Origin of the sequence: Azonexus caeni, assembly GCF_048146105.1 — a bacterium.
Taxonomy (GTDB): domain Bacteria; phylum Pseudomonadota; class Gammaproteobacteria; order Burkholderiales; family Rhodocyclaceae; genus Azonexus; species Azonexus aromaticus_B.
On sequence record NZ_JBKJAD010000001.1, the window covers coordinates 464,862 to 489,978 of the forward strand.

Annotated in this window: 29 protein-coding genes; 11 read left to right on the top strand and 18 right to left on the bottom strand. The window is 67.6% G+C overall.

The annotated features are described in order from the left end of the window. Positions 1 to 9: 9 nt before the first annotated feature. The 13 genes from ACLIIZ_RS02120 to ACLIIZ_RS02180 all read right to left on the bottom strand — a co-directional run bounded on the left by ACLIIZ_RS02120 (position 10) and on the right by ACLIIZ_RS02180 (position 12,566). Complete coding sequence (locus ACLIIZ_RS02120; protein ID WP_416690547.1) at positions 10 to 2,235, bottom strand: PhoX family protein; 2,226 nt, start codon at positions 2,233 to 2,235, stop codon at positions 10 to 12. An 80-nt stretch (positions 2,236 to 2,315) separates the two neighbouring features. After that, the gene (locus ACLIIZ_RS02125; RefSeq protein ID WP_416690548.1) at positions 2,316 to 3,029 is read right to left on the bottom strand and encodes a hypothetical protein; all 714 of its coding nucleotides are present in this window, start codon (positions 3,027 to 3,029) and stop codon (positions 2,316 to 2,318) included. Further along, entirely contained in the window at positions 3,026 to 3,529 is a 504-nt protein-coding gene (gspM, locus tag ACLIIZ_RS02130; RefSeq protein WP_416690549.1) for a type II secretion system protein GspM, read from the bottom strand. Before gspM ends, ACLIIZ_RS02125 begins: the two co-directional genes overlap by 4 nt. Further along, positions 3,526 to 4,680, bottom strand: coding sequence for a type II secretion system protein GspL (gene gspL, locus ACLIIZ_RS02135; RefSeq protein WP_416690550.1), 1,155 nt, complete (start codon positions 4,678 to 4,680; stop codon positions 3,526 to 3,528). The genes gspM and gspL overlap by 4 nt, the downstream gene beginning before the upstream one ends. After that, positions 4,677 to 5,573 (bottom strand): type II secretion system minor pseudopilin GspK, encoded by an 897-nt coding sequence (gspK, locus tag ACLIIZ_RS02140; protein ID WP_416690551.1) that lies wholly within the window; start codon positions 5,571 to 5,573, stop codon positions 4,677 to 4,679. Before gspK ends, gspL begins: the two co-directional genes overlap by 4 nt. Beyond that, the gene (locus ACLIIZ_RS02145; protein ID WP_416690552.1) at positions 5,554 to 6,114 is read right to left on the bottom strand and encodes a type II secretion system protein GspJ; all 561 of its coding nucleotides are present in this window, start codon (positions 6,112 to 6,114) and stop codon (positions 5,554 to 5,556) included. Before ACLIIZ_RS02145 ends, gspK begins: the two co-directional genes overlap by 20 nt. Further along, complete coding sequence (gene gspI / locus ACLIIZ_RS02150; protein WP_416690553.1) at positions 6,111 to 6,482, bottom strand: type II secretion system minor pseudopilin GspI; 372 nt, start codon at positions 6,480 to 6,482, stop codon at positions 6,111 to 6,113. The genes ACLIIZ_RS02145 and gspI overlap by 4 nt, the downstream gene beginning before the upstream one ends. After that, entirely contained in the window at positions 6,479 to 6,961 is a 483-nt protein-coding gene (locus ACLIIZ_RS02155) for a type II secretion system protein (protein ID WP_416690554.1), read from the bottom strand. The genes gspI and ACLIIZ_RS02155 overlap by 4 nt, the downstream gene beginning before the upstream one ends. Next, complete coding sequence (gene gspG, locus ACLIIZ_RS02160; RefSeq protein WP_416690555.1) at positions 6,933 to 7,367, bottom strand: type II secretion system major pseudopilin GspG; 435 nt, start codon at positions 7,365 to 7,367, stop codon at positions 6,933 to 6,935. The genes ACLIIZ_RS02155 and gspG overlap by 29 nt, the downstream gene beginning before the upstream one ends. 5 nt (positions 7,368 to 7,372) lie before the next feature. Further along, positions 7,373 to 8,572 carry a type II secretion system inner membrane protein GspF gene (gspF, locus tag ACLIIZ_RS02165; RefSeq protein ID WP_416690556.1) on the bottom strand — a complete coding sequence of 400 codons (1,200 nt, stop codon included), beginning with the start codon at positions 8,570 to 8,572 and terminating at the stop codon, positions 7,373 to 7,375. 13 nt (positions 8,573 to 8,585) lie between these two features. Then, entirely contained in the window at positions 8,586 to 10,055 is a 1,470-nt protein-coding gene (gene gspE, locus ACLIIZ_RS02170; protein ID WP_416690557.1) for a type II secretion system ATPase GspE, read from the bottom strand. Further along, the gene (gspD, locus tag ACLIIZ_RS02175; RefSeq protein WP_416690558.1) at positions 10,052 to 12,088 is read right to left on the bottom strand and encodes a type II secretion system secretin GspD; all 2,037 of its coding nucleotides are present in this window, start codon (positions 12,086 to 12,088) and stop codon (positions 10,052 to 10,054) included. The genes gspE and gspD overlap by 4 nt, the downstream gene beginning before the upstream one ends. Next, the gene (locus ACLIIZ_RS02180; protein WP_416690559.1) at positions 12,081 to 12,566 is read right to left on the bottom strand and encodes a type II secretion system protein N; all 486 of its coding nucleotides are present in this window, start codon (positions 12,564 to 12,566) and stop codon (positions 12,081 to 12,083) included. Before ACLIIZ_RS02180 ends, gspD begins: the two co-directional genes overlap by 8 nt. 108 nt (positions 12,567 to 12,674) lie before the next feature. Between ACLIIZ_RS02180 and ACLIIZ_RS02185 the strand changes: the two genes are divergently transcribed. From ACLIIZ_RS02185 to ACLIIZ_RS02210, 6 genes are all read left to right on the top strand, one after another. Further along, positions 12,675 to 13,235 carry a YqgE/AlgH family protein gene (locus ACLIIZ_RS02185; protein ID WP_416690560.1) on the top strand — a complete coding sequence of 187 codons (561 nt, stop codon included), beginning with the start codon at positions 12,675 to 12,677 and terminating at the stop codon, positions 13,233 to 13,235. Position 13,236: 1 nt separating this feature from the next. Then, complete coding sequence (ruvX, locus tag ACLIIZ_RS02190) at positions 13,237 to 13,662, top strand: Holliday junction resolvase RuvX (protein ID WP_416690561.1); 426 nt, start codon at positions 13,237 to 13,239, stop codon at positions 13,660 to 13,662. Further along, the gene (pyrR, locus tag ACLIIZ_RS02195; protein ID WP_416690562.1) at positions 13,649 to 14,155 is read left to right on the top strand and encodes a bifunctional pyr operon transcriptional regulator/uracil phosphoribosyltransferase PyrR; all 507 of its coding nucleotides are present in this window, start codon (positions 13,649 to 13,651) and stop codon (positions 14,153 to 14,155) included. Before ruvX ends, pyrR begins: the two co-directional genes overlap by 14 nt. Further along, on the top strand, positions 14,148 to 15,107 hold the full coding sequence (locus ACLIIZ_RS02200; protein ID WP_416690563.1) for an aspartate carbamoyltransferase catalytic subunit: 960 nt from the start codon (positions 14,148 to 14,150) through the stop codon (positions 15,105 to 15,107). The genes pyrR and ACLIIZ_RS02200 overlap by 8 nt, the downstream gene beginning before the upstream one ends. A gap of 4 nt (positions 15,108 to 15,111) precedes the next feature. Continuing rightward, positions 15,112 to 16,356, top strand: coding sequence for a dihydroorotase (locus ACLIIZ_RS02205; RefSeq protein ID WP_416690564.1), 1,245 nt, complete (start codon positions 15,112 to 15,114; stop codon positions 16,354 to 16,356). A 140-nt stretch (positions 16,357 to 16,496) separates the two neighbouring features. Further along, a complete protein-coding gene (locus tag ACLIIZ_RS02210; protein WP_374325035.1) occupies positions 16,497 to 16,760 on the top strand; it encodes a ComEA family DNA-binding protein in 264 nt (87 codons plus the stop codon). Positions 16,761 to 16,788: 28 nt separating this feature from the next. Here the strand turns inward: ACLIIZ_RS02210 and ACLIIZ_RS02215 are convergent, their stop codons facing one another. Genes ACLIIZ_RS02215 through ACLIIZ_RS02230 form a run of 4 tightly spaced genes read right to left on the bottom strand, consistent with a single transcriptional unit; the run spans position 16,789 to position 19,110 of the window. Then, positions 16,789 to 17,079 (bottom strand): DUF167 domain-containing protein, encoded by a 291-nt coding sequence (locus ACLIIZ_RS02215; RefSeq protein ID WP_416690565.1) that lies wholly within the window; start codon positions 17,077 to 17,079, stop codon positions 16,789 to 16,791. After that, on the bottom strand, positions 17,079 to 17,612 hold the full coding sequence (locus ACLIIZ_RS02220; RefSeq protein ID WP_416690566.1) for a YggT family protein: 534 nt from the start codon (positions 17,610 to 17,612) through the stop codon (positions 17,079 to 17,081). Before ACLIIZ_RS02220 ends, ACLIIZ_RS02215 begins: the two co-directional genes overlap by 1 nt. After that, positions 17,612 to 18,424 (bottom strand): pyrroline-5-carboxylate reductase, encoded by an 813-nt coding sequence (gene proC, locus ACLIIZ_RS02225; RefSeq protein ID WP_416690567.1) that lies wholly within the window; start codon positions 18,422 to 18,424, stop codon positions 17,612 to 17,614. The genes ACLIIZ_RS02220 and proC overlap by 1 nt, the downstream gene beginning before the upstream one ends. After that, positions 18,421 to 19,110, bottom strand: a complete 690-nt coding sequence (locus tag ACLIIZ_RS02230) for a YggS family pyridoxal phosphate-dependent enzyme (RefSeq protein ID WP_416690568.1) — start codon at positions 19,108 to 19,110, stop codon at positions 18,421 to 18,423. The genes proC and ACLIIZ_RS02230 overlap by 4 nt, the downstream gene beginning before the upstream one ends. Before the next feature lie 55 nt (positions 19,111 to 19,165). Here ACLIIZ_RS02230 and ACLIIZ_RS02235 point away from each other — a divergent pair, with 55 nt between their 5' ends. The 5 genes from ACLIIZ_RS02235 (at position 19,166) to ACLIIZ_RS02255 (ending at position 24,554) form a co-directional block, all read left to right on the top strand. Next, complete coding sequence (locus tag ACLIIZ_RS02235; protein ID WP_416690569.1) at positions 19,166 to 20,209, top strand: type IV pilus twitching motility protein PilT; 1,044 nt, start codon at positions 19,166 to 19,168, stop codon at positions 20,207 to 20,209. 30 nt (positions 20,210 to 20,239) lie between these two features. Further along, a complete protein-coding gene (locus ACLIIZ_RS02240; protein ID WP_416690570.1) occupies positions 20,240 to 21,376 on the top strand; it encodes a PilT/PilU family type 4a pilus ATPase in 1,137 nt (378 codons plus the stop codon). Between the two features lie 18 nt (positions 21,377 to 21,394). Beyond that, the gene (locus ACLIIZ_RS02245) at positions 21,395 to 22,093 is read left to right on the top strand and encodes a DUF4197 domain-containing protein (protein WP_416690571.1); all 699 of its coding nucleotides are present in this window, start codon (positions 21,395 to 21,397) and stop codon (positions 22,091 to 22,093) included. A gap of 71 nt (positions 22,094 to 22,164) precedes the next feature. After that, entirely contained in the window at positions 22,165 to 22,482 is a 318-nt protein-coding gene (locus ACLIIZ_RS02250) for a hypothetical protein (RefSeq protein WP_416690572.1), read from the top strand. Between the two features lie 83 nt (positions 22,483 to 22,565). Next, entirely contained in the window at positions 22,566 to 24,554 is a 1,989-nt protein-coding gene (locus ACLIIZ_RS02255) for a UvrD-helicase domain-containing protein (protein ID WP_416690573.1), read from the top strand. Positions 24,555 to 24,623: 69 nt separating this feature from the next. Here the strand turns inward: ACLIIZ_RS02255 and ACLIIZ_RS02260 are convergent, their stop codons facing one another. Beyond that, entirely contained in the window at positions 24,624 to 25,079 is a 456-nt protein-coding gene (locus ACLIIZ_RS02260) for a c-type cytochrome (protein WP_416690574.1), read from the bottom strand. Positions 25,080 to 25,117 lie beyond the last annotated feature (38 nt).

The window sequence follows — 25,117 nt, forward strand, 5'->3', positions numbered from 1 at the left end:
CAGAGAGGATCAGGCGCCGACGATGCCGCCGTCGTCCTTGGTGATGACGACGGTCGTCGAGCGCGGCCGGGCATTGCCGCCTTCCGGCCAGTGGCTCTGGAAGTTCGCCGGCGTGGCGATGTCGGCGGCGGTGGTGCGTTCGCCCGGGTGCTGGATATTGACGAACAGCGTCTTGCCGTCCGGCGTTTCGGTGATGCCGGTGATTTCGCAGCCCTTCGGGCCGACCAGGAAGCGGCGCAGGGTGGCTGCCGTGGCATCGGCACCGGCCTGGGTGGTGACCGTCTGGTCGGCGTTGGCATTGCTCGGCACGGCGGCGCTGGTGACATTGACCGGTCCGCCGTCGCCATGCTTGCCGGGCAGTGCTGCCAGCATCATGCAGTTGGTGACGTCGGTGTAGGCGCCGTCGTCGGTCTGCAGCCACATCAGGCCGGGAACCGCCTGGCTGAACCAGAGGCCGTCCGGGCTGGAGAAGTCGTTGTCGTCGGTGAGGCCGGAGATGTTGATCGAGGCGTTGCCGAACTGATCATTCTCGGCGCCGAACAGGTAGACGTCCCAGGCGAAGGTGGTCGCCGCGTGGTCGCCGCCGGTTTCGTGGATGCGCACGATGTGGCCGTTGGGGTTACCCTTGCCGCCTTCGCCGTCGTCGTAGTAGCGCGGGTTGGCGGCGTCCAGGCCGTAGGACTTGCCACCGGTGGTCAGGCTGGTCGAGCCGCGCTTGCTGTTGTTGGTCAGCGTGATGTAGATGTCGCCAGTGACGGGGTGGACGCCGGTCCATTCCGGGCGGTCCATCGGCGTCGCGCCGACGGCGTCGGCGGCCAGGCGGCAGTTGATGCAGACATCGGCCTGGTCGGCGAAGCCGTAGGTAGCAGCGGCAATCGCCGCGTTGGTGATGGTCAGTTCGGTCCACGTGCCCGAGCCGTCGGCGTTGAAGGTGGCGACGTAGAGCTTGCCGTCGTCCAGGTACTTGTTGCCGGCGGTCAGGCCGCCATTGGCGTCAGCGGCGTCCCAGTTGGCGTTGGAGACGTACTTGTAGATGTATTCGCCTTGGGCGTCGTCGCCCATGTAGTAGACCAGCGGCTTGCCGGCGACCGCCTTGGCCGGCATCGCGCCTTCGTGGCCGAAGCGGCCCATGGCGGTACGCTTGCGCGGCGTCGCGCCGGGGGCGAAGGGATCGATCTCGACCACCCAGCCCATGGTGTTGGCGGCATTGCGGTAATCGTTGGCTGCGCTGGCGCCGGTCGGCGTGATGTTCCAGCGGTCGTACTGGCCGGTGCCGCTGGTATCACCGCCGGCCGGGTTGGCCCAGCCGTAGCTGCCGTTGCTGGCGCTGCTGCCGATGTAGCGGTTCTGCGCGGCGGCGGCCTTGGCGCTCAGCGTGCTGCTGGCCGGGCGCTTGAAGTAGCCGGCCCAGTTTTCCTCGCAGGTCAGATAGGTGCCCCACGGGGTGACGCCGTTGGCGCAGTTGTTCAGCGTGCCGCGGGTGGCGCTGCCGGCAGTCGAGTAGGCAGTGACCAGCAGGTCGTCGCCAGCGGCCGGACCGCTGATTTCCATATTGCTGAGCGCGGTGTAGCGGCGGTTGAAACCGGAAAGCTGGTTGATCGAGAAAGACGAGCCCTTGAGCACTTCGATCACCGAAATGCCGTGCGCGTTGACTTCCTTGTCGATCTGCGCCGGAACGCGGGCGCTGTTGTTGAAGCCGGCGCCGACTTCGGCAGCGGTGTGCAGGAAGATCTGCGTGATGTTCTCGTGGTTCATGCACAGCAGGCCACGCGCGTTGTTGCTCAGGTCCTTGGCCAGGCCGGCAGCGTTGAGGCCGAAGTAGGCCATGCCGTCGTGGTGGTCGCCGGCGCGGAACTGGAAGCTGGCGGCACTGTCGCTGCCGTCGTTGGCGTAGGCGCCGGTGCTGGCGTTGAGCGGGTCGCCGAGACGGTAGAGGGCGCTGAAGCTGTAGCCGGCCGGGATGCGCAGCGCATCGTCGATGCCCTTGGCGACAGCGCTGAAGCCAAGCTTGAAGGCATTGTCGTTATTGCTGCCACCGCCGCTGCTCAGACAACCGGTCAGGCCGAAGCTCATGAAGCTGCCGGCAGCCAGCCCGAACCCGCCCTTGAGCAGGTTGCGGCGCGACAGACGGGCGTTGAGGACGCTGGCAAATTCGGTGTTGCCGGATTCGTTGTGGCAGACGTCGTCGCAGCCATTCGGCGACGCGGGGTGATGCTTGGTCAGGATTTCGGACATGAGCGTGGTCTCGTTATGGGTTGGAGGAAAACGCCGATGATTATCGATAGCAAAGATGACGTGCCGATGACCGCGCTATTTCAGCGCCAGCGGTAATCGACCGTGTAGTAGCCATCTCCGCCGCCACTGACGGCCGGTAGCAGGCGCAGGTAGGGGGCGAGCGCGGTGCCGGCGGCCCCCTGCAGTTCGAGCTTGCCGTGTACTCGCGCCGGCTCGATGCGGCCGTCGACACGGATTTCGCCGGGGCGGCCGCCGCTGACGACGGCGCTTGCCGCCTGGCCGTCCCAGGTCCAGTCCAGGCGATAGTCGCCGAGCGGGCGCCCGGCAAGCAGACCGCTCGCCGCGCCCAGCCAGTGCAATTCGCCGCTCGCCCGCGGCAGCGAGGAAGTTGGCGCCCACTGCAGCCGGGTGGCGCGCAGTTGCAGCGTTCCCTGCCAACTACCGAGCGGCAGGTCGAGCGCCGGCTGGGAGAACAGCGCGGCAGCCGGCAGGCTGATGCCGTCGAGGTCGATGCGGTCGGCGGCGGACCAGACGAGCTTGCCCTGTTCCAGGCGGGCGCTGGCCAGCGCGTCGCCGGCCGGTAGTTGCCAGGCGAGCTGGCCGAGGGCGTACCAGTCCTTGCCGCTGGCGACGTACAACTGCCCCTGGCCTTGCCACAGCGTGCCGCTCGTTGCCACCAGTCGGCACTGCTCGGCACAGGCCGCAGCGAGCAGGCGAGCGGCGAGGTGGGCCGGCAACTGCGCGAGGATCAGGAGCAGGCAGAGCAGCGCGAGCACCAGGCGGCCGCCTCTCATGACGCTTTGCCGGCGGCCCGATAGCTGGCCTCGATCTGCAGCGTCTCGCCGCTGCCGGTGATGCGGCAGCTTTCCAGGCGCAGCCGTTGTTCCTCGTGTACGGCGGCGGTCCAGCGTAGCCAGGCGGTCAGCGCGGCCTTGCCGCGTAGCGTCAGCCGGCCATCGTCCTCCCAGTGCGCGGCGATCTCCGGTCCGAGTTCGCCCAGCCGTGTCTGCACGACGCTGCGCAGCGCCGCTGCGTCGACCGGAGCGAGCGGCGTCGCCGCCAGACCTTGCCAGGCGGCGGCGAGCGCCGCCATCTGCGTCGCCTGCGCGGCGAGTTCCGGCAGCAGGCGCAGTTGCCGGCGGCGGGCGTCTTCGAGTTGCCACAGCAGTTGGCCGGCGATAGCGAGGGCCAGGACGCCGGCGGCGAGGCGCAGGATGCCCTGTTCGCGCGGCGAGCGGGCGGCCCAGAAAACGGCGGCGCGGCGCCGCCAGGCGGGGGCGAGATCGGTTTTCATCGATGTTCTCCGGCACTCAGGGTGAATTCGGGCGGTGTTCCGGCCGGCGGACTCAGCGTCAGGCCGCGCTGCCGGGCGGCGGCGGCCAGACGCTCGGCGGCGCCGGCGTCGAGGTGGGCGACGCTGACGCGCAGGCGGCCGTCGGCGTAAGCCAGTGCCAGCAGCGGCAGTTGTTCCGGCGCTAGCTCGCTGAGCGCGTCGGCGAGCACCAGGAAATCGTTGGCCGCCAGGGCGCCGCCGGCCTGCGCCCGGGTATCGAGCTGGCGCTGTGCCTGAAGGACGGGATCGACCATTGGTGTCTGCGGCAGGATTTCATGGAACTGGCGGGCGATTTCGCCGCGTAACTGGCGTGCCTGCCAGGCGTGCCAGCCCCATTGCCCGAGCGCCATCGCCAGCAGTAGCGCACCGAGGCCGGCGGCGAGGCGCACGGCCGGCCGCAGGCGGCGTACCCAGTCCACATGGGGGCGCGGCGGTGCCAAATCGTCGACCAGGAAGCCGGGGCCGTCGGGGATGCGCAAGGGCGGCAGCTCTTCCGCCTGCAGGCGCTTGTCCGCCGCCGCCAGGGCGTGTGCGGCGTCAGTGTCGAGGGTGCTGGCGTGGATCGGCGCGGCGGGCGCCAGCAGGTCCAGCCATTCGGGCAGCGTGGCGTCGAGCGGCAAAGCGATGAAGCCGTCGTCCTGGCGCAGGCTCAGTTCGCCAGCGAGTGCCAGCGCCTGCCCGGTCGGCAGCGCCAGCGCCAGTGGCCAGGCGGCGGCGGGCGGCCAGCCCAGTTCGCGCAGGCGCTGGCAAAGGGCGGCGAGGCGGGCGCGGCTGACGCTGGCGACGCAGCGTCGACCATCGGCCAGCGGCGTCGGGGCGAGCGCGAACAGCAGGTGTTCGGCCGGTTCGAGCAGGCTGTCTTCGAGCGCGGCGGCGATCACCGCCTGGCGTTCGCCCTGCGGCGGCGGCGGCAGGCGGGCCGGCTGGGCGGCGACCTGGCGGCCGGCGAGGAGCAGGCGGCAGCGGTCGTCTTCGCCGGCGGCCGGCCATTGGCCGGGCTCGGCGCAGCCTTGCGCCAGCAGGCGGTCGTCGGCGGCGTGCAGTTGCCAGGGGCAGGCGCGGGTTTCCTGCGGCCAGCCGGAGGGGATGATCAGGGTCAGGATCTGGTTCATAGAAGGGTTTGCCAGACAATTTCCGGCAATTTGCCGTTGGGGTTGCGGCGGACCAGACTGGCGACGCGGCTGCGCGCCCGGTCGCGGTCGACCTCGATTTCGATCAGGAAGTGGCGGCTGGCGGCGGCAATCGGCAGCAGGCTGCCGGGCAGGCCGGGGTCGCCCAGGCGGTTGCGGAAATCGCCGCTGTCGCGGAAGGGCAGGCCGCGCCGGCCGCTGGCGAGACTGGCCGCGGCGGCCGGCGAGAGACCGGGCTGCAGCGCCGAAAGGACGGCGGCTGGCGCAGTATTGACGTTGACCGGCTGGCTGCCGGCGAGGACGCAGACCTCTCCGGCCAGGCGGGCGAGCACGCCGGCGTCGTAGCCGGCCAGGCCTTGCAGTTCGCCGAAGGCGAGCAGCGGTCGTCCGCCCGCCGGGGCGTCGTCGCTGGCGCCTTCTCGTGTGCCGGTCAGGCGTTCGGCCAGCGCATTGGCCAGCTTGTCGGGCAGGCCGAGAATGGCCAGCAGGCGGCGGTAGGCGGCGAACGCCTGGGGGTCGAGGCGGCCGTCTTCGCGGCGCAGGTTGTTGAGGTTGAAGCGGCCCTGCAGGTCGACGATGCGACCGCCGATGCGAGCGCCTTCGTGGCGCAGCGGCGGCAGTTCGCGCGCCCAGTCCTCGTCCAGCGTGTCGATGGCATTGCTGGCGCCGTCGGCGGCGAGCAGGGCGCGGGCGTAGGCGACGGCGTTGCGCGCCTGCTCGGTGGCCTGGGCCTTGTCGCGGGCGCTGTCCACGTCGTCGATCCAGGCGTCGAGGTCGGTCAGCAGCGTCGCCATGGTCGCGCTGACCAGGGCCACGACGAGCAGCGCGGCGACGACGGCGGCGCCGCGCTGGCGCTCATTCGGCCGCGGCGACATCGAAGATCCTTTCGATCATGCCACCCTCGGCCAGACTCAGGCGCAGGCGCAGGGCGCGCGGCAGCGTCCGGCCGTCGCGCTGCGGCCAGACGGCCAGCCAGCGACTTTCGTGGTCGAGCACGCTCATTTCACAGCCAGTGATTCCGGCGAGCAGGCGGTGGCTGACTCGCGGCGCCGGCGCGTCGTAGGCGGGCCAGAGCAGCAGTTCGAGGCCGCCGGCCTGGCAGCGGTAGGCCAGGCGGCGCAGTTCGCCGCCAGCGACGGCGCGGGTCAGCGTCAACTGGGCCGGTTGGCCGCCCAGTTGCCAGGCCGGCAGTTCGCGCCCGTCGGCAGCGCGGCCGGCGACGGCGATCGCCTGCCGGCTGTCGTCGCCGACCCGGGCCAGGGCCAGCGCGATGTCCTGCCAGCGCCCGGCTTCGCCGCTCAGGTGGGCGGCGTTGGCGCTGGCCGCGGCGACGCCGCGGTAACCGAGGACGCCGAGCACCGCCAGCAGGCTGACGGCGACGAGGATCTCGATCAGCGTGAAGCCGCGCTGCCTCACGGTTGCTCCAGGTAGCCGGTGTAGCGCGCAGCGACGCTGTCGGGCGCCGCTTCGACAGCGCGGACGACGATCTCGACGCGGCGGAACTGACCCTGGGCGGCGGCCGTCACCTGCATGCGCCAGGCGAAATCGCGCCCGGCCAGCCGGCTGTTGCCCTGACTGTTACCCGGGTCGGGCCAGGCGCGCTCGGCGTGCAGCAGGGCCAGCCGGTTCTCCGCCACCCAGCCGGCGAGCAGTCGTTCGCGCAGGCTGCCGGTCGTCTCCGTTGCCGTCCCGCCGGCGCGCGCCGCGGCGCCCAGGGCGAGGGCGAGGATGGCGAGGGCGACGAGGATTTCCAGCAGGGTGAAGCCGCCGGCCCGGGCGTTCATGGTAGTTGCTCCAGCGTCACCCGCCCGTTCGGCTGGCCGGCGATGCGCCAGCGGCGGCCGTCGCCCTGCAGGTCGACGGCGAAGATCGGCGGGACGGCGGCAAAGACGATGGCGCTACCGGGCGGCCGCCGGACGCCGTCGATCTCCGGTCCGCCGACGGCCAGGCCACTGCTGCTGAGCGGCTTGCCGGCCGCTTGCCAGCGCCCGTCCGCGGCCACCAGCAGGCGTCCGCCGTCGGCATCGACCTGCCAGGCCCACGGCTGCGCCTCGCTGCGCGCGTGACGGGCGGCGCTCGCCGCCTGCGCGTGCAGGGCCTGGGCTGTCGCCTGCTGGGCGGTGCGCGCCGGATCGGGCAGGGTCAGCGCGACGCCGCCGGCCAGGATGGCGACGATGGCCAGCGCGACCAGGATCTCGACCAGCGTGAAGCCGGCCTGCCCGGCCCGCTCGGCCTCACAGCGCCCAGTTGCCGATGTCCGCATCTGCGCCCTCGCCACCCGCGACACCGTCGGCGCCGAAGCTGAAGACGTCGATCTCGCCGCGCAGCCCGGGGTTCAGGTATTGGTAGGGCTGGCCCCAGGGATCGAGCGGCAGGCGCTCGACGTAGCCGCCGGGTTTCCAGTTGTCGGGCAGTGGCGGTTGCGCCGGTTTCTCGACCAGGGCGCGCAGGCCCTGTTCGCTGCTCGGATAGCGGCGGTTGTCCAGGCGGTAGAGCTTGAGCGCCTGCAGCAGTCCGCCGATGTCCTGGCGGGCGGCGACCTGGCGCGCCTCGTCGGGGCGGCTCATCACCTTGGGGACGACGAGGGCGGCAAGGATGCCGAGGATGACGACGACGACCATGACTTCGATCAGGGTGAAGCCGGTCTGGCGGGCAAGGGTTTTGGGCATGGCGTTCAATGCAGCAGTTGGTTGATCTCGATGATCGGTTGCAGGATGGCGAGGACGATGACCAGGACGATGCCGCCCATGGCCAGGATGAGCAGCGGTTCGAGCAGCGCGGTGGCGGTGCCGAGGCGGGCGGCGACCTCGTCGCTTTGCTGGCGGGCGGCCTTTTCCAGCATTTCGCCGAGGCGCCCGGACGCTTCGCCGCTGCCGATCATGTGCACCAGCAGCGGCGGAAAACGCCCGGAGCGGGCGAGGGCGCGGTGCAGGCTGGCGCCTTCGCGCACTTCGCCGCTCGCCGTCGCCAGCGCGCGGCGCAGCGGCAGCAGCCAGAGCACGGCGCAACCGGCGTCGAGGGCGGCGAGCAGCGGCACGCCGCTGGCCACCAGGATGGCCATGGTCTGCGCCAGGCGGGCGCTGTCGAGCGCCTGCAGCAGGCGGCCGAGGACCGGCAGGCGCAGCAGTTGCAACTGGCGGGCGTGGCGGAAATCCTCGTTGCGCCAGGCGCGGCGGAAGCCCCACAGGCCGCCGCCGAAAACGACGGCGAGCAGCGGCCAGGTGGTGCGCAAGAGATCGCTGACGGCGATCAGCGCCCGGGTCAGGAAAGGCAGCGTGTGCTTGCCGCTGTTGAAGACGGCGACCACCTGCGGCACGACGTAGAGCATCAGGGCGCCGATCACGGCGCTGGCGACGATGACCACGAGCACCGGGTAGATGGTCGCCTGCAACACCTTCTGGCGCAGCGCGCCGCTGCTTTCCAGGCTGTCGGCGAGGCGCTGCATGACCTGGTCGAGCTGGCCGCTCTGCTCGCCGGCGGCGACCAGCGCGCAGTAGAGGCGGTTGAAGGTCTGCGGAAAGTTTTCCAGCGCCCGGTGCAGCGGATGGCCGGCCTGCAGTTCGTCGCGGATGGCGCCGAGCAGGCTGCGCGTCGGGGCGTCGTCGCTCTGTTCGGCGAGCGCCGCCAGCGCCCGCTCGACCGGGATGCCGGCAGCGAGCAGCGTCGACCACTGGCGGGTGAGCAGCATCAGCGCCGTGTTGCCGAGGCGCGGCAGCTTGCGCTGGGTACCGGCGCTCCGCGCCGCCTGCAGGTCGACGGCGAGCAAGCCCTGCTCGCGCAAGCTGGCGCGTGCCTGGCGGCTGCTTTCGGCGTCGACGGTGCCGCTGCTTTCGCGGCCGTCGAGGGCAATGGCGCGGTAGTGGAAGGCGGGCATCGGCGGCTTTCCGTCAGGCGCGCGTCACGCGCAGCAGTTCTTCGAGCGAGGTTTCGCCGCTCTGCAGCCAGCGTTGCCCGTCCTCGTGCAGCAGGCGCAGCAGGCTCGCGCCACGGGCGGGGTCGCGCGCCGCCGCGCGCAGCGCAGCCTCGCCGCTTTGTTGATGGACCAGCGGGCGCAGCGCGTCGTCGATCTCGAGCAGTTCGTAGACGCCGAGCCGGCCGAGATAGCCGGTGTGGGCGCAGTGCGGGCAGCCGACGGCCTGCCAGAGGCGGCCGATCTCGGCCGGCAGGCCGGCGTCGCTAGCCGCCGGGCCGGGTTGCCGGCAATGCGGGCAGAGGCGGCGCACCAGGCGCTGGGCGAGGACGCCGAGCAGGGACGAGGAGAGCAGGAAGGGCTCGATGCCCATGTCGGTCAGCCGGGTCGCCGCGCTCACCGCGTCGTTGGTGTGCAGCGTGGCCAGCACCAGGTGGCCGGTCAGGCTGGCCTGGACGGCAATCTGCGCGGTTTCGGCGTCGCGGATTTCGCCGATCATGACGACGTCCGGGTCCTGGCGCAGGATGGCGCGCAGGGCCTTGGCGAAATCGAGTTCGATGCGCGGGTTGACTTGGGTCTGGCCGATTCCCGGCAGGTCGTATTCGACCGGGTCCTCGACCGTCATGATGTTGAGGCGGCGGGCGTCGAGGCGGGACAGCGCGGCGTACAGCGTCGTCGTCTTGCCCGAACCGGTCGGCCCGGTGACGAGCAGGATGCCGTGCGGCTGGCGGATCAGGCCGTCGACCCGGGCCAGCGTGTCGGCGGCCATGCCCAGGCGGGCGAGGTCGAGACGTTGCGGGTCCTTGTCGAGCAGGCGCAGGACGACGCGTTCGCCGTGGCTGGCGGGCAGCGTCGATACGCGCACGTCCATGCCGCGGCCGGCGATCCGCACGCTCAGCCGGCCGTCCTGCGGCAGGCGCTTCTCGGCGATGTCGAGGCCGGCCATGATCTTGATCCGCGACACCATCGCCGCGTGCAGCGCGCGCTTCGGGGCGACGACATCGTGCAGCACGCCGTCGAGGCGGAAGCGGACGACCGATTGCCGCTCGTAGGCTTCGATGTGGATGTCGGAGGCGTTCTCGCGTGCCGCCTGGGTGAGCAGGGCGTTGATCATGCGGATGATCGGCGCGTCGTGGCGGGCGTCGAGCAAGTCCTCGACCGGCGGCAGTTCCTCGACCAGGCGGGCGAGGTCGAGATCCTGGCCGATGTCGCTGGCGACTTCGGCGGCGCTCTGCTCGCCGCTGGCATAGGCACTGGCGAGGCGGCGTTCGAACTCGTCGGCGGGCAGCGGCAGCGGGCGCAGCGGGCGGTCGGCGGCACGCGCCAGTTCGGCCAGCGCGGCCAGTGGCGGCGGGCCGTCGGCGCGGTAGAAGACGCTGTCCGTCTGCTCGCCGGGCAGGATGCCGGCGGCGCGGGCGAAGGCGTAGGGCAGGCGGGGCAGGCTCATGGCGTCGTCGCGGGCGCGGGCAGCGCCGGCAGGGTCGGCGTCGAACGGTCGCCCCAGGGCGGCGGATTGAGCGTGCGTTGCCGTGCCTGGACGTCGAGCAGTTCGCGGTAGCGGTCTTCGGTCAGGGCTTGGTAGTCGCGCGTGTCGCGGACGATGCTCGGGCGCAGGAAGACCATCAGGTTGGTCTTCTTGCGGCTGCGGTTTTCGTAGCGGAAAAGGTTGCGCAGCACCGGCACGTCGCCGAGCACCGGCACCTTTTCCTCGTCGTTGCCCAGCTTGTCTTCGATCAGTCCACCGAGGACGATCAGCCGGCCGTCGTCGACCAGCACGCTGGATTCCAGCGAGCGCTTGTTGGTGACCGGGCCGGACGCGTTGCTGGCGGTGCCGGTCTGCACCGACGAGGCTTCCTGGTAGATCTGCAGATGGACGACGCCGCCCTCGGTGATCTTCGGCTTGACCTTGAGCGTCAGCCCGACGTCGCGCCGCTCGTAGGTCTGGAACGGCGTCACCGCGTTGCTGCCGCTGGTCGCGCTGTAGGAGCCGGTGATGAAGGGCAGGTTCTGACCGATGACGATCTTCGCCTCTTCGTTGTCCAGCGTCATGATGCTCGGCGTGGACAGGATGTTGGCCTGCGCCTCGCTTTCCAGGAAACGGGCGAGCAGGCCGAGGTTGGTGATGGTGCCAAGGCCGGGCACGTTGATCGTGCCATTGACGATGCCGAAGTTGAGGCCGCGCCCGGCGTTGGCGACGCTGGTCGCGGCCGAGATGATGTTCTGGCTGCTGTTGCCGAAGTTGGTACCGCCGATGACGCTGACGCTTTTGTTCGACAGCCCGCTCAGGTCCTGCCACTGGATGCCGAACTCGGCGGCGCGCTCGGCCGAGAGTTCGACGATCAGCGCCTCGATGTGCACCTGGGCGCGGCGCCGGTCGAGCAGGCCGACAACGTTCTGCAGGTTGGCGAAAACGCTGTCGGGGGCGGTGATGAGCAGCGAATTGCTGGCCGCGTCGGCCTGGATCATGCTGCCGGCGACCAGCCCGTTACCGTTACTGTTGCCGCTGCTGAAGCTGGTGGTTTCGGCGGCCTTGGCGGTCGAACCGTCTGTGTTGGTCTTGGTAGCGCCCGAACTCGAACTGGAAAGCGGCGTGCTGGTCGTGGCGTTGTTCGCGCTCGCGCCGCTCTCGGTGCCGAGCAGGGCGCGCAGGGTGTCGGCGATGCGCGTCGCGTCGGCGTGGCGCAGCGGAATGACGCGGATGTTGCCGAGGCCGGCCTCCGGCTTGTCCATCGCCACCGCGATGCCGGCGGCGCGCAACAGCAAGGCCGGGTTGTCGGCGCGCAGGAAGAGGCGGTTGCCGCGCAGGTCGGCGCTGACCGCGAAGGCGCCGTTGCCGCCAGCGCCGAACAGGACCTGCAGGTGGCGGGCCACTTCGAGCGCCGAGACGTGCTGCAGCGCCAGGGCTTGCGGTTCGTCGCCGCGCGGCACGTCGATGGCGGCGAGGATGCGCTCGATGCGACGCAGGTTGTCGGCCGACTCGGAAATGACCAGCGTGTTGCTGGCGGCGTTGGCGGTGATCGACTGGTTGGCGCCGACCAGCGGCTTCAGCGCGTTGACCAGTTGCGGCGCCGATTCGTAGCGTACCTGGAAAACGCGGGTGACGATCTCCTCGCCGTTGCCCGCCGTATTGCGTACCGGGCCGGGCTGGGCGCGCGCATCGGCCTCGGGCAGGATGCGCGTGACGTTCTTGCCTTCGACGACCGCGAAGCCCTGCAGGCGTAGCGCGGCGACCAGCGTCTGGTAGGCGGTTTCCGGTGCCATCGGGCGATTCGAAACGATGTTGATGCTGCCCTTGACGCGCGGGTCGATGACGAAATTGCGCCCGGTCACCTGGCCGACCGCTTTCACCGCCGATTCGACATCGACGCCGACGAAGTTGATGGTCAGCGGTTCCTGCGGCGCGGCGTGGCCGGCCAGCGGCAGGCAGAGGCTGGCCAGCAGCCCGGCGAGGCGGCAGGCGTGGCGGATCGGGTCAGTCATCGGGGTCGGTGGTGGGCGTGAGGTTGGCGGGTTTGGGCAGGGTCAGCCGGCTGTCGCCGGCGGGACCGGCGAGGGTCACGGCATCGTTTTCGATGGCACGCAGGCGCAGGCCGTTGCCGATTTCGTCACCGATGGCGACGAGGCGCAGGCCGGGTTGCCCTTCGACGCGGATCAGCGCGCGTGCCACGCCGGCGTCGGCGGAGGCGCTGATGCCGGCCAGCGTCAGGTTGAGCGGCGCTGCCGCAGAGCTGGGCGTATTGCCGGCGAAGGCGAGGCGGCTGGCCAGGCGTTCGGCGAGCGGCTGCGGGCGGTGCTCGGCGATGTACACCGGGGCGCTGGCCGGCAGCAGGAAGTCGCCAGCCAGAGCGCCGAACAGCCAGCTACCGGTGAGCGCCACGAGCGTCGTCGCCGCTGGTGCGGCGAAGCGCTGCAGGGCGGCCGGGGACGGCAGGCGACGGGAAAGGAAAAGGCTGGGCATGCCGGATGTCGGTGGGCGGTGAGTAGGGCAGATTAATGCAGCGCTGTTACCGTTCCGTGACGGCGATCGGCGCGGCAGCAGCCGGGTTTTCCTTTAAAATCGCCGCCCATGGACAACGTCAACCTGACCGACAACTTCCTGATCGCCATGCCGGCGCTGGAAGACCCCTATTTCTCGAATGCGCTCGTCTACATTTGCGAGCACAACGAGAACGGCGCGCTGGGCATCATCGTCAATCGGCCGCTCGACATGAACCTGGCCGGTCTGTTCGAGAAGATCGACATCCCGCTCGAGCAAGCGGGGCTGGCCAGGCTGCCGGTGTATTTCGGCGGGCCGGTACAGCTCGACCGCGGTTTCGTGCTGCACCGGCCGGTCGGCAACTGGCAGTCGACGCTGGCGATCAACAGCGAGATCGGGCTCACCAGTTCGCGCGACATCCTCGCTGCCGTCGGCAAGGACGGGGTGCCGGCGGAAATCCTCGTCACCCTCGGCTATTCCGGCTGGGATGCCGGCCAGCTCGAGGAAGAACTGGCGCAGAACTCCTGGCTGACGGTGCCGGCCAAGTCCGCCATCCTGTTCGACCTGCCGCCGGAAGAGCGTCTGCCGGCGGCGATGCAGAAACTGGGCGTCAGTTTCTCGCAGCTTTCCGACGTCGCCGGTCACGCCTGACGTGGGGACGGTGCTCGCTTTCGATTTCGGCGAAAAGCGGATCGGCGTCGCCACCGGCGAGACGCTGCTCGCATCGGCACATCCGCTGACGGTGATTCGTGCCGAGTCGAACGACGAGCGTTTCGCGGCGATCGGCAAGCTGATCGCCGAATGGCAGCCGGAGCGGCTGGTCGTCGGCCTGCCGACGCACGCCGACGGCACGCCGCACGAAATGACCCGCTTGGCGACGAAGTTCGCCGAGCGTCTGCAAAAACGGTTCAATCTGCCGGTCGCCATGGCCGACGAGCGGCTGAGTTCGCTCGACGCCGAGGCGCGCCTGCGCGAGACCGGACGCAATGCCAAGTCGGCGAAGCCGCTGCTCGATGCGGTCGCCGCCCAATTGATTCTCCAAACCTGGTTCGAAAGTTCGTCGCATGCTAGCCAATGACCCCTTGCCCGATGCCGAAGCCCAGTGCCGGCAACTGGCCGAACTGATCCGTCCGCTGTTGCCGAAGAATCCCGCGCTGGTCGGCATCTACAGCGGCGGCGCCTGGATCGCCGAGCGCCTGCGCGAATTGCTCGGCCTGACCGAGGAAATCGGCCTGATCGACGTTTCCTTCTACCGCGACGATTTCGCCGAGAAGGGCCTGCACCCGCAGGTCAAGCCGACGCTGATTCCGTTCGAGGTCGAAGGCCGCCACCTGATCCTGGTCGATGACGTGCTCTATACCGGGCGGACGACGCGGGCGGCGATCAACGAACTGTTCGATTACGGGCGGCCGGCGGCGGTCGATCTCGCCGTCCTCGCCGACCGCGGCGGCCGCGAGCTGCCGGTGGCGGCGACCTGGCGGGTCTGGGATGTCGATCTGGCAGCCGGGCAGAGCCTGGTCCTGGGCCGCGACGAACGCGATCAACTGGCCTGGAGGCTGGAAAATGCATAATCCGCAGCTCAACGACAACGGAGAACTGATCCACCTGCTGTCGACCGAAGGTCTGCCGCGTTCGATCATGACGCAGATCCTCGATACCGCCGAATCCTTCATGGAAATCTCCAGTCGCGAGGTGAAGAAGGTGCCGCTGCTGCGCGGCAAGAGCGTCTTCAACCTGTTCTTCGAGAACTCGACGCGCACCCGCACCACTTTCGAGATTGCCGCCAAGCGCCTGTCCGCCGACGTCATCAACCTCGACATCGGCCGTTCGTCGACGGCCAAGGGCGAGACCCTGCTCGACACCATCGACAACCTGTGCGCGATGGACGCCAACCTGTTCGTCGTCCGCCACGCCTCGTCCGGCGCGCCCTACCTGATCGCCGAGCACCTGCGCCGCATCGGCCGCGACGACATCCACGTCGTCAACGCCGGCGACGGCCGCCATGCCCACCCGACGCAGGGCATGCTCGACATGTACACGATCCGCCACTACAAGAAGGACTTTTCCAACCTGCGCGTGGCCATCGTCGGCGACCTCCTGCACTCGCGCGTCGCCCGCTCCGATATCCACGCGCTGACCACGCTCGGCGTCCCGGAAGTGCGCGCCATCGGTCCGGAAACCCTGCTTCCCAAGCACCTCGACAAGCTCGGCGTGCATGTCTTCCACGACATGGCGGAAGGCCTCAAGGACTGTGACGTGGTGATCATGCTGCGCCTGCAGAACGAACGCATGAACGGCGCCCTGCTGCCGTCGGCCGGCGAATACTTCCGCCACTACGGCCTGACGCCGCAGAAACTGGCGCTGGCCAAGCAGGATGCCATCGTCATGCACCCTGGGCCGATGAACCGCGGCGTCGAGATCCATTCGGCGGTGGCCGACGGGCCGCAGGCCGTCATCCTCAACCAGGTCACCTTCGGCATCGCCGTGCGCATGGCGGTGATGAGCATCGTTGCGGGGAACTGAAGCAATGAACATCGAAATCAGCAACGGCCGTGTCATCGACCCGAAATCCGGTGTCGATCGCAGCAACACCTCGCTCTTCATCGTTGACCGCAAGATCGCCGGCATCGGCGAGGCGCCCGCCGGCTTCGTCGCCGAGCGGACGATCGATGCCGCCGGCTGCGTCGTCTGTCCCGGCCTGATCGACCTCGGCGCCCGCCTCAACTCGATCGAGGCGGAACTGGCGGCGGCGGTCGCCGGCGGCGTGACCAGCGTCGTCGTGCCGCCGGACGCCGATCCGCCGCTCGACGAGCCGGAACTCGCCGACCGCCTGGTGCATCGCGCCAAGGAAATCCGCAAGGCGCGCGTCTTCCCGCTCGGCGCGCTGACCCTCGGTCTGAAGGGCGAGCGCCTGTCCGAGCTGGCCGGCCTCAAGAAGGCCGGCTGCGTCGCCTTCTCGCAGGCCAAGGTGCCGGTGGTCGATACTGAGGCCCTGCTGCGCGCGCTCGAATACGCGGCCAGCTTCGACTTCCCGGTCTTCCTCCATCCGCAGGACTACTGGCTGTCGCGCAATGGCATCGCCCACGACGGCGAACTTTCCGCCCGTCTTGGCCTGGCCGGCATCCCGGTCGCCGCCGAGACCATCGCCATCGCCACCATCGTCCAACTGGTGCGCGACACCGGCTGCCGCGTCCACCTGACGCGGCTGTCGTCGGCGGCCGGCGTGGCGCTGGTCAAGGCGGCGATCGACGAGGGCCTGCCGCTCAGTTTCGATATCGGCGTCCATCACCTGCTGCTGACCGAGAACGACATCGGCTTCTTCAACGCGCATGCCCGCTTCCTGCCGCCACTGCGCACCCGGGACGACCGCGCCGCGCTGTCGGCGGCGGCCGCCGCCGGCCTGGCGGCGATCTGCTCCGACCACACGCCGGTCGGAGCCGACGACAAGCTGGTCCCCTTCGGCGAGGCGAAACCCGGTGCCACCGGGCTTGAGGTTTTGCTGCCGCTGACCCTGAAGTGGGCCGAGCAGGAAGGCATCGCCCTGCCCGCCGCGCTCGCCCGCATCACTTGTGCACCGGCGGAAATCCTCGGCCTGCCCGGCGGCACGCTGACACTCGGGGCGGCCGCCGATCTCTGCATCTTCGACCCGGCGGCAAACTGGACGCTGACCCCGGAAGCCCTGAAGAGCCGCGGCAAGAATTCGCCCTGGCTGGGCTACGAAATGAACGGCAAGGTTCGCCACACGCTGGTCGACGGACGCCAGGTTTACTGAATTCCGTTTTTCCGATGCGGCCCGCGTGGCCGCATTATTTTGTCGACGACGACATTGTCATATTCATCTAGAATAAATCCGCGTGCCGGATGGGCCGGCGCGAATAATCCTGATGCATCGTTATTCCGGAGGAAATTCAGATGAAGCGTGTCACCACATTGCTGTTCGGAATGCTGGCCGGTATCGGCGCCGCGCTCGCCGCCGTCAACCTGAACACGGCGAGCGTCGCCGAACTCGACGCGGTCAAGGGCATCGGCCCGGGCAAGGCCAAGGCCATCGTCCAGTACCGGGAGAAAAACGGTCCCTTCAAGTCGGTCGATGACCTGAGCCAGGTCAAGGGTTTCGGCAAGAAGAGCGTGGACAAGCTGCGCGCCGAACTGACGGTGGGGCCGGCCAAAAAATAGGCTGGCCGGGCAGCCGTCGCCGGTCGGTTCAACTAGCGAGACGGGCGACGGCCGCCGGTGTGCTGCCGGTCACTTCCAGCACCTTGCGCCGCGAGGTCTGGCCACTCTTCAGCCGTACCGCCGCCCGCGGCAGTCCGAGGTGCTCGGCGACGAATTCGGTCAGCGCGGCATTCGCCTTGCCATCGACCGGCGGTGCCGCCAGCCGGATTTTCAGCGCGTCGCCATGGCGGCCCGCGCATTCGCTCTTCTTCGCGCCGGGCTGGATGTGCAGGGTCAGCGTGATCGTGCCGTCGGCGGCGACCCGGTACCAGTCGTCCATCAAACGAACATCAGGACGACCTGCAGCAGCAGGATGGCCACCAGCGGCGAGAGGTCGATACCGGAAATCGGTGGCACGAAACGGCGGATCGGCGCCAGGATCGGCCTCACCAACTGGTTGACCGTCGGCGCCACGGGCGAATACGGATTGACCCAGGACAACACCGCCTGCAGGATCAGGGCGCCGATCAGGATGTAGACGGTGAGCTGGATCAGGCTGCGTATCGCCAGCATCAGGATCATCAGCAGCATGCCGACGGCGTCGGCAGCCAGCGGCAGTGGCGACAGCGCGAGGATCAAGCCGGCCAGCATCAGTTGTAGCCAGAGGGCGGCGATCAGGCTCGCCCAGTCGACACCGGCGACGCCGGGAACGATCCGGCGCAGCGGCTTGACCGCCCAGTTGGTGAGCTTGATGACGAAGTCGCCGATCTGGCCGGCGAACGAGACACGCGCCAACTGCATCATGAAGCGTAGCAGGAAGAGCGTGCAGAAGAAGCCGGCGACCGCGTTGATCAGGAAAAAAGCGGCTTGCATCAATCGCCCCCGAGCTGTTTGCCGAGTTCGCGGCCACGCGCCTCGGCCGCCAGACAGCCGGCGACGATGCCGTCCTTGACGCCGCGCGCCAGCATCACCTGCAGCGCCGCTTCGGTGGTGCCGCCCTTCGAGGTCACCCGCTCGCGCAACAGCGCAGCCGGGTCGTTGGAGGCGGCGGCCAGCGCCGCCGCACCACGAACGGTCTCGATGGCGAGCTGGCGTCCCTGCTCGGCGCTGAAACCAAGTTCGTCTGCCGCCTGTTGCAGTGCCTCGATGAACAGGAAGACATAGGCCGGGCCGCTGCCGGAAAGCGCGGTGACGCCGTCCATCTGCGCTTCGTCGTCGATCCAGACAGTGCTGCCGACAGCGCGCAGGACGCGGTCGGCGAGCGCCCGGCCGGCGGCGTCGACCTCGGGCAGCGCGCACAGACCGGTGATGCCGGCACCGACCAGCGCCGGCGTATTCGGCATGCAGCGGACGATGCGCCGGTGGTCGCCCAGCCAGCGCGCCAGCGCCGTCATGCCAAGACCGGCGGCGATACTGACGACCAGTGCATCGCCAAGACGGCCGGCGAGCGGCGCGACGGCTTCCCGCATCTGCTGTGGTTTGACCGCCAGCACCAGCACGTCCGGCGCTGCCGGAGCGTCGCCGGCAGCGGCGTGACAATTGACACCATAGCTTTCGGTGAGGCGCTGGCGCGCCTCGCTGCCGGGATCGATGACGTGGATGTCGGTAGCGGCAAAGCCCTGCTTGACCATGCCGCCGATCAGTGCGTTGGCCATGTTGCCACCGCCCAGGAAAAGGATTTTCATGCGTAGTTTCTTTCACCAAAAATGGCCGTGCCGATGCGCACCAGGGTGGCGCCTTCGGCGATCGCGGCCTCGAGATCGTGGGTCATGCCCATGGACAGCGTGTCGAGCGGCAGTCCTTCGGCACGCAATTGTTCCAGGAGTTCGCGTAACTGGCGGAAAGGGCGCCGTTGCGCTGCGAAGTCGTCGCTCGGTTCGGGGATCGCCATCAGGCCGCGCAGGCGCAGACTCGGGAGGGTGGCGACGGCGTGGCAGAGATCGCGCGCCGTGGCCGGAGCGCAACCGCTCTTGCTCGTCTCGCCGGAAACATTGACCTGGACGCAGACCTGCAGCGGCGGTAGCTCGGGTGGGCGCTGCGCGGACAGGCGTTCGGCGATCTTCAGGCGGTCGATTGAATGGACCCAGGCGAAGTTTTCGGCGACAGGCCGGGTCTTGTTGGTTTGCAGGGGGCCGATGAAATGCCATTCGAGTGCCTGGCCGGCGCTGGTGCGGCATTTCTCGACGCCTTCCTGAACATAATTCTCGCCGAAGGCGGTTTGTCCCGCGGCACGAGCGGCAAGGACGTCGGCCAGCGGTTTGGTCTTGCTCACCGCGAGCAGTTGCACGCTGCCGGTGGGGCGCCCGTAAAGGCGCTCGGCAGTGGCTATTCGTATGCGTACAGCTTGCAGGTTGTCGGCGATTGCGCTCATAATCCATTGGCAATTTTTGTCACCAAAGTATACACGGGCTCCGAGGACCGATCGCATGGACATCACCGAACTGCTGGCCTTCAGCGTCAAGAACAAGGCTTCCGACCTGCACCTTTCGGCCGGACTGCCGCCGATGATTCGCGTCCATGGCGACGTCCGGCGCATCAACCTGCCGCCGATGGAGCACAAGGACGTGCACGGCATGGTGTACGACATCATGAACGACGCCCAGCGCAAGGTTTACGAAGAAACCCTGGAGTGCGACTTCTCGTTCGAGATTCCCAACCTGGCGCGCTTCCGGGTCAATGCCTTCAACCAGCAGCGGGGGGCGGCGGCGGTTTTCCGGACCATTCCGAGCAAGGTGTTGACGCTTGAGGAACTGAATTGCCCGCGCATTTTCAAGGACATCGCCGAGTACCCGCGCGGCATCGTGCTGGTTACCGGGCCTACCGGCTCCGGCAAATCGACGACGTTGGCGGCGATGGTTAACCACGTCAATGAAAACGACTACGCGCACATCCTGACCATCGAGGACCCGATCGAATTCGTCCATGAGTCGAAGAAGTGCCTGATCAACCAGCGCGAAGTCGGGCCGCAGACGCTGTCCTTCGCCAACGCGCTGCGCTCGGCGCTGCGCGAGGATCCGGACGTCATCCTGGTCGGCGAAATGCGCGACCTGGAAACCATCCGTCTGGCGCTGACCGCCGCCGAGACCGGCCACCTGGTGTTCGGCACCCTGCATACCTCGTCGGCGGCGAAGACCATCGACCGCATCGTTGACGTCTTCCCGGCCGAGGAAAAGGAAATGGTCCGCGCCATGCTCTCCGAATCGCTGCGCGCGGTGATCTCGCAGACGCTGCTGAAGACCAAGGACGGCCAGGGGCGTGTTGCGGCGCACGAAATCATGATCGGCACGCCGGCGATCCGCAACCTGATCCGCGAAAACAAGATCGCCCAGATGTATTCGGCGATCCAGACCGGTCAGGCGCTGGGCATGCAGACGCTGGACCAGTGTCTGATCGATCTGGTGCGGCGCAACGTAGTTTCCAGCAGCGAGGCGCGCGTGCGTGCCGCCAACAAGGACGCCTTCCCGGCCTGAGCGGCGGAAGGACGCAATTAAGGGGAATACATGGAACGCGATCAGGCGATGAAATTCATGCACGATCTTCTGCGTCTGATGACGCAGAAGCGTGGCTCCGACCTTTTCATCACCGCCGGCTTCCCGCCGGCGATCAAGATAGACGGCAAGATCACGCCGGTTTCCAATCAAGTGCTGACTTCGCAGCATACGGCGGAACTGGCGCGGGCGATCATGAACGATCGCCAGGCGGCGGAGTTCGAATCGTCGCGTGAATGCAACTTCGCCATTTCGCCGACCGGCATCGGTCGTTTCCGGGTTAATGCACTGGTTCAGCAGGGGCGCGTCGCCGTCGTCTGCCGGACCATCAACATGACCATCCCGACCCTCGACGACCTCGGTCTGCCAGCCGTTCTGAAGGATCTGGCGATGACCAAGCGTGGCCTGATCATCTTTGTCGGCGGTACCGGTACCGGCAAGACGACGTCGCTGGCAGCACTGGTCGATTACCGCAACGAGAACAGCTACGGTCACATCATCACGATCGAGGACCCGATCGAATACGTGCATGAGCACAAGAACTGCATCATCACGCAGCGCGAAGTCGGTGTCGATACCGACGACTGGGGACCGGCGCTGAAAAACACCCTGCGTCAGGCACCGGACGTCATCCTGATGGGTGAAATCCGTGACCGCAACACCATGGACTACGCCATCGCCTTCGCCGAAACCGGTCACCTCGCGCTGGCAACGCTGCACGCCAACAGCACCAACCAGGCGATCGACCGCATCATCAACTTCTTCCCCGAAGAGCGGCGTCAGCAACTGCTGATGGACATGTCGCTGAACATCCGCGCGATGGTCTCGCAGCGTCTGTTGCCGAAGAAGGACGGCAAGGGGCGGGTCGCGGCGGTCGAGATCATGCTCAACTCGCCGCTGATTTCCGACCTGATCTTCCGCGGCGAAGTCCAGGAGATCAAGGAGATCATGAAGAAGTCGCGCGAACTGGGCATGCAGACCTTCGACCAGGCGTTGTTCGACCTCTTCGACGGCGGCAAGATCACCTACGAGGACGCGCTACGCAACGCCGACTCGCTGAACGACCTGCGCCTGCAGATCAAGCTCAACGGCAAGGACTCGAAGGACCGGGATCTGACCAAGGGCATCGGCCATCTCGACATCGTCTGATCACACTGGATGCGCATCATGAACCTCGTTCCGACCCGCTGGCTGGCGCCGATCCTGGCGTTGTTCCTGGTTTTTTCGGTGCTGCCGGCGCAAGCCGGGGCGCTCGACGGCATCAGCAACGCCGATGCCGGTTCCGGGGTGCGTGAAGCACTGGCCAAGGGCGCCGAATTCGCGGTGTCGTCGTTGGGGCAGCAGAATGGCTTCCTCGGCAACAAGAAGGTCAAGATTCCGTTGCCGGGTTATCTCGACGACGCCGAATCGGCCCTGCGCATGTTCGGCATGGGCAAGCAGGCGGATCAACTGGTCGAAACGATGAATCACGCGGCGGAGAACGCGGTTGCCGAAGCCTTGCCCATCCTCTCCGACGCCATCCGCCGGATGACGCTGCAGGACGCCAAGGCCATCCTCACTGGCGGGGAGGACAGTGTGACCCAGTACTTCCGGCGTTCGTCGAGCGACCAACTGGTGACCCGCTTCCGACCGATCGTCAAGGCGGCTACCAGCAAGCTGCAACTTGCCGAGCAATACAACAACTTCGCTGGCAAGGCGGCCAATTTCGGCCTGATCGACAAGAAGGACGCGGACATCGACAGCTACGTCACGCACAAGGCAATGGACGGGCTATTCATGGTGATCGCCGAGGAGGAGCGCAAGCTGCGCGCCAATCCGCTTGGCGCCGGTAGCGCAATCCTGAAGAAGGTGTTCGGCGCGCTCTGATTTCGCGTTAAGTTACCGCCGGTATTCAAGTTTTTCGGCGGCGTGCCGTAGATCGGGTCAGGAGCCCGATCATGAAGATGTCACGCCTGCCCTCGACCACGCAGCAAGCCACGCCGGAAGCGGCGGAGCGGGCGGCGCTCGCCCAGGCCGGGAGCGTGCGTCGGGTGGAACCGATGGAAGGCGTGGTCAATGAGCGCGAACGCTCGTTGCAACAGGACATGGCCGAGGTCGATCCGCGTGCGGTCGGCCCTTATCAGGGCGTCGAACGACGGCGTCAGCAGGCGGACCAGCTTGCCCGACGTCTGGTCGATATGGGTTCGGATGCCATGCAGTTGCTGCGCTTCGACACTCGCGCCCGGCGCCCGGGCAAGATTGACGAGAAGGCCTGACGGCGGCGATTCCGGCATGGGGTAAAATGCGCGGCCCCGGCGACAACCCTGTCGCCGCGAGTTATACAGGTTCCTGCGTAGACATGTCCGGCCTCAATTCCCAGCAACGCGAAGCGATCTACTACCTTGACGGTCCCCTGCTCGTCCTGGCCGGCGCCGGCTCGGGCAAAACCCGGGTGATCACGCAGAAGATCGCCTATCTGGTTCAGGATTGCGGCTTCCAGCCGCGCAACATCGCCGCCATCACCTTCACCAACAAGGCGGCTAGGGAAATGCAGGAGCGCGTTGGCAAGTTGCTCTCCGCGTCGCAGGCCAACGAGTTGCAGATTTCGACCTTTCACTCGCTCGGCGTGCGCATCCTGCGCGAGGAAGCGAAGGCGCTTGGCTACAAGCCGCGTTTCTCGATCTTCGATTCGGCCGATTGCGCCGGCATCATCGGTGATTGCGCGAAGACCGTGGACAAGGCGACCTTGCGTCGTCTGCAGTCGATCATCTCGAACTGGAAGAACGCGCTGGTCACGCCCGAGGCCGCCCGCCACCTGGCGACCAACGAACACGAGGCGCTCGCCGCCAGCGCCTATCTCGGCTACGAAGCGACGCTGAAAGCCTACCAGGCTGTCGATTTCGACGACCTGATCGGCTTGCCGGTGAAACTGTTCAGCGAACATCCGCAAATCGCCGAAAAGTGGCAGAACCGTCTGCGCTACCTGCTGGTCGACGAATACCAGGATACCAACGCCTGCCAGTACCAGGTGCTCAAGCTGCTGACCGGGATCCGCGCCCAGTTCACGGCGGTGGGCGACGACGATCAGGCGATCTACGGCTGGCGCGGCGCCGACATCGACAACCTGAAGAAGCTGCCGGCTGAATTCCCGGCGCTCAAGGTGATCAAGCTCGAGCAGAATTATCGGTCGACGGTGCGCATCCTGAAGGCCGCCAACAACGTCATCGCCCACAACGAGAAGCTGTTCGACAAGACCTTGTGGTCGGAACTGGGGCATGGCGACCCGATCCACGTCACCGCCTGCCGCGACAACGAGGCCGAGGCCGAGAGCGTGGTCATGAAGCTGCAGGCGCACCGCTTCGAGCATCGCGGCAAGTTCCGCGACTACGCCATCCTGTACCGCTCCAACCATCAGGCGCGCCTGCTCGAAACCCAGTTGCGCAACCAGAAGATTCCCTATCTGCTGTCTGGCGGCCAGTCCTTCTTCGACAAGGCCGAGATCAAGGACATCATCAGCTATCTGCGCCTGCTCGCCAACGAGGACGACGATCCAGCCTTCATTCGTGCAGCGACCACGCCGCGCCGCGGGATTGGCGCCGGTACGCTGCAGGCGCTCGGCACCTATGCCGGCGAGCGTCACGTCTCGCTGTTCCATGCCGCTTTCGAAGAGGGCTTTGCCCATCGCGCGCAGGCTCGCCAGCTCGAACCCCTGCTCGAGTTCTGCCATTTCATCAACCGCATGCAGGCTCGGGCAACGCGCGAGCCGGCGCAGCAGGTGCTGCCCGATCTGCTCAAGGCGATCGATTACGAGGCTTATCTCTACGACAGCGAGGAGCAGCGCACGGCGCAGACGCGCTGGGCCAATGTCGGCGAATTCGCCGACTGGATCAATCGCAAGGGTGAGGAAGATGGCAAGACCTTGATCGACATGGTGCAGAGCATCGCCCTGATCAACATGCTCGACAAGCAGAACAGCGACGAGATCGACGCCGTCCAGCTATCGACGCTGCATGCGGCGAAAGGGCTGGAGTACAAGCACGTCTTCCTGGTCGGCGTCGAGGAAGGCATCCTGCCTCATCGCGAATCCCTCGATCCGGCCAAGCTGCAGGAAGAGCGGCGCCTGATGTACGTCGGCATCACGCGCGCCCAGCGCTCTTTGCACATCAGCTATTGCGAGAAGCGTAAGCAGGCGCGTGAACTGATTCCCTGCGAGCCGTCGCGTTTCATCGACGAGATGGGCAAGGACGATGTCCGCTTCAGCGGTGGCAAGCAGGCGGTGGCGCCGGACAAGGCCACCGGCAGTGCGCGACTCGATGCGATGAAGGCATTGCTGGCAGGCAAGCGCTGAGCGCGCTGCGGACATCCCGGTCAACGCAAAAGGGAGGCCGCAGCCTCCCTTTGTCGATCCGGGACGGGATTACTTGACCTTGCTCAGGATGTAGTCAAGCGCACCCTTGATTTCGTCTTCGGAGAGTGCCGAAGCGCCACCCTTGGGCGGCATGGCATTCTTGCCATTGAGTACCGAAGCGAGCAGGGCGTCGTTACCGGTGGCGACGCGCGGCGCCCAGGCAGCCTTGTCGTCGATCTTCGGCGCACCAGCCGCACCGGTGTTGTGGCAGGCGCCACAGACGCTGTTGTAAACCGTCGGGCCATCCTTCGGCGCGCCGGTGGCCGCGGCGGCGTCAGCCTTGGCCAGCGCGAAACCGGCAACCGGCTGGATGCGCAGTTCGGCTTCGTCAGCCCCGGCACTCGCGCCAGCGTCGGCGGCGGAATTGAAGGACTTGTTGGTCAAAGGATAGATGATTGCGATCAAAACGACGGCGACGACGATCATCGCCCACATGATGCGCTTGGAAGAATATGTTTCGGCCATGCTCAAGACCCCGTTTGTATAGTGGACTAAATGATGAA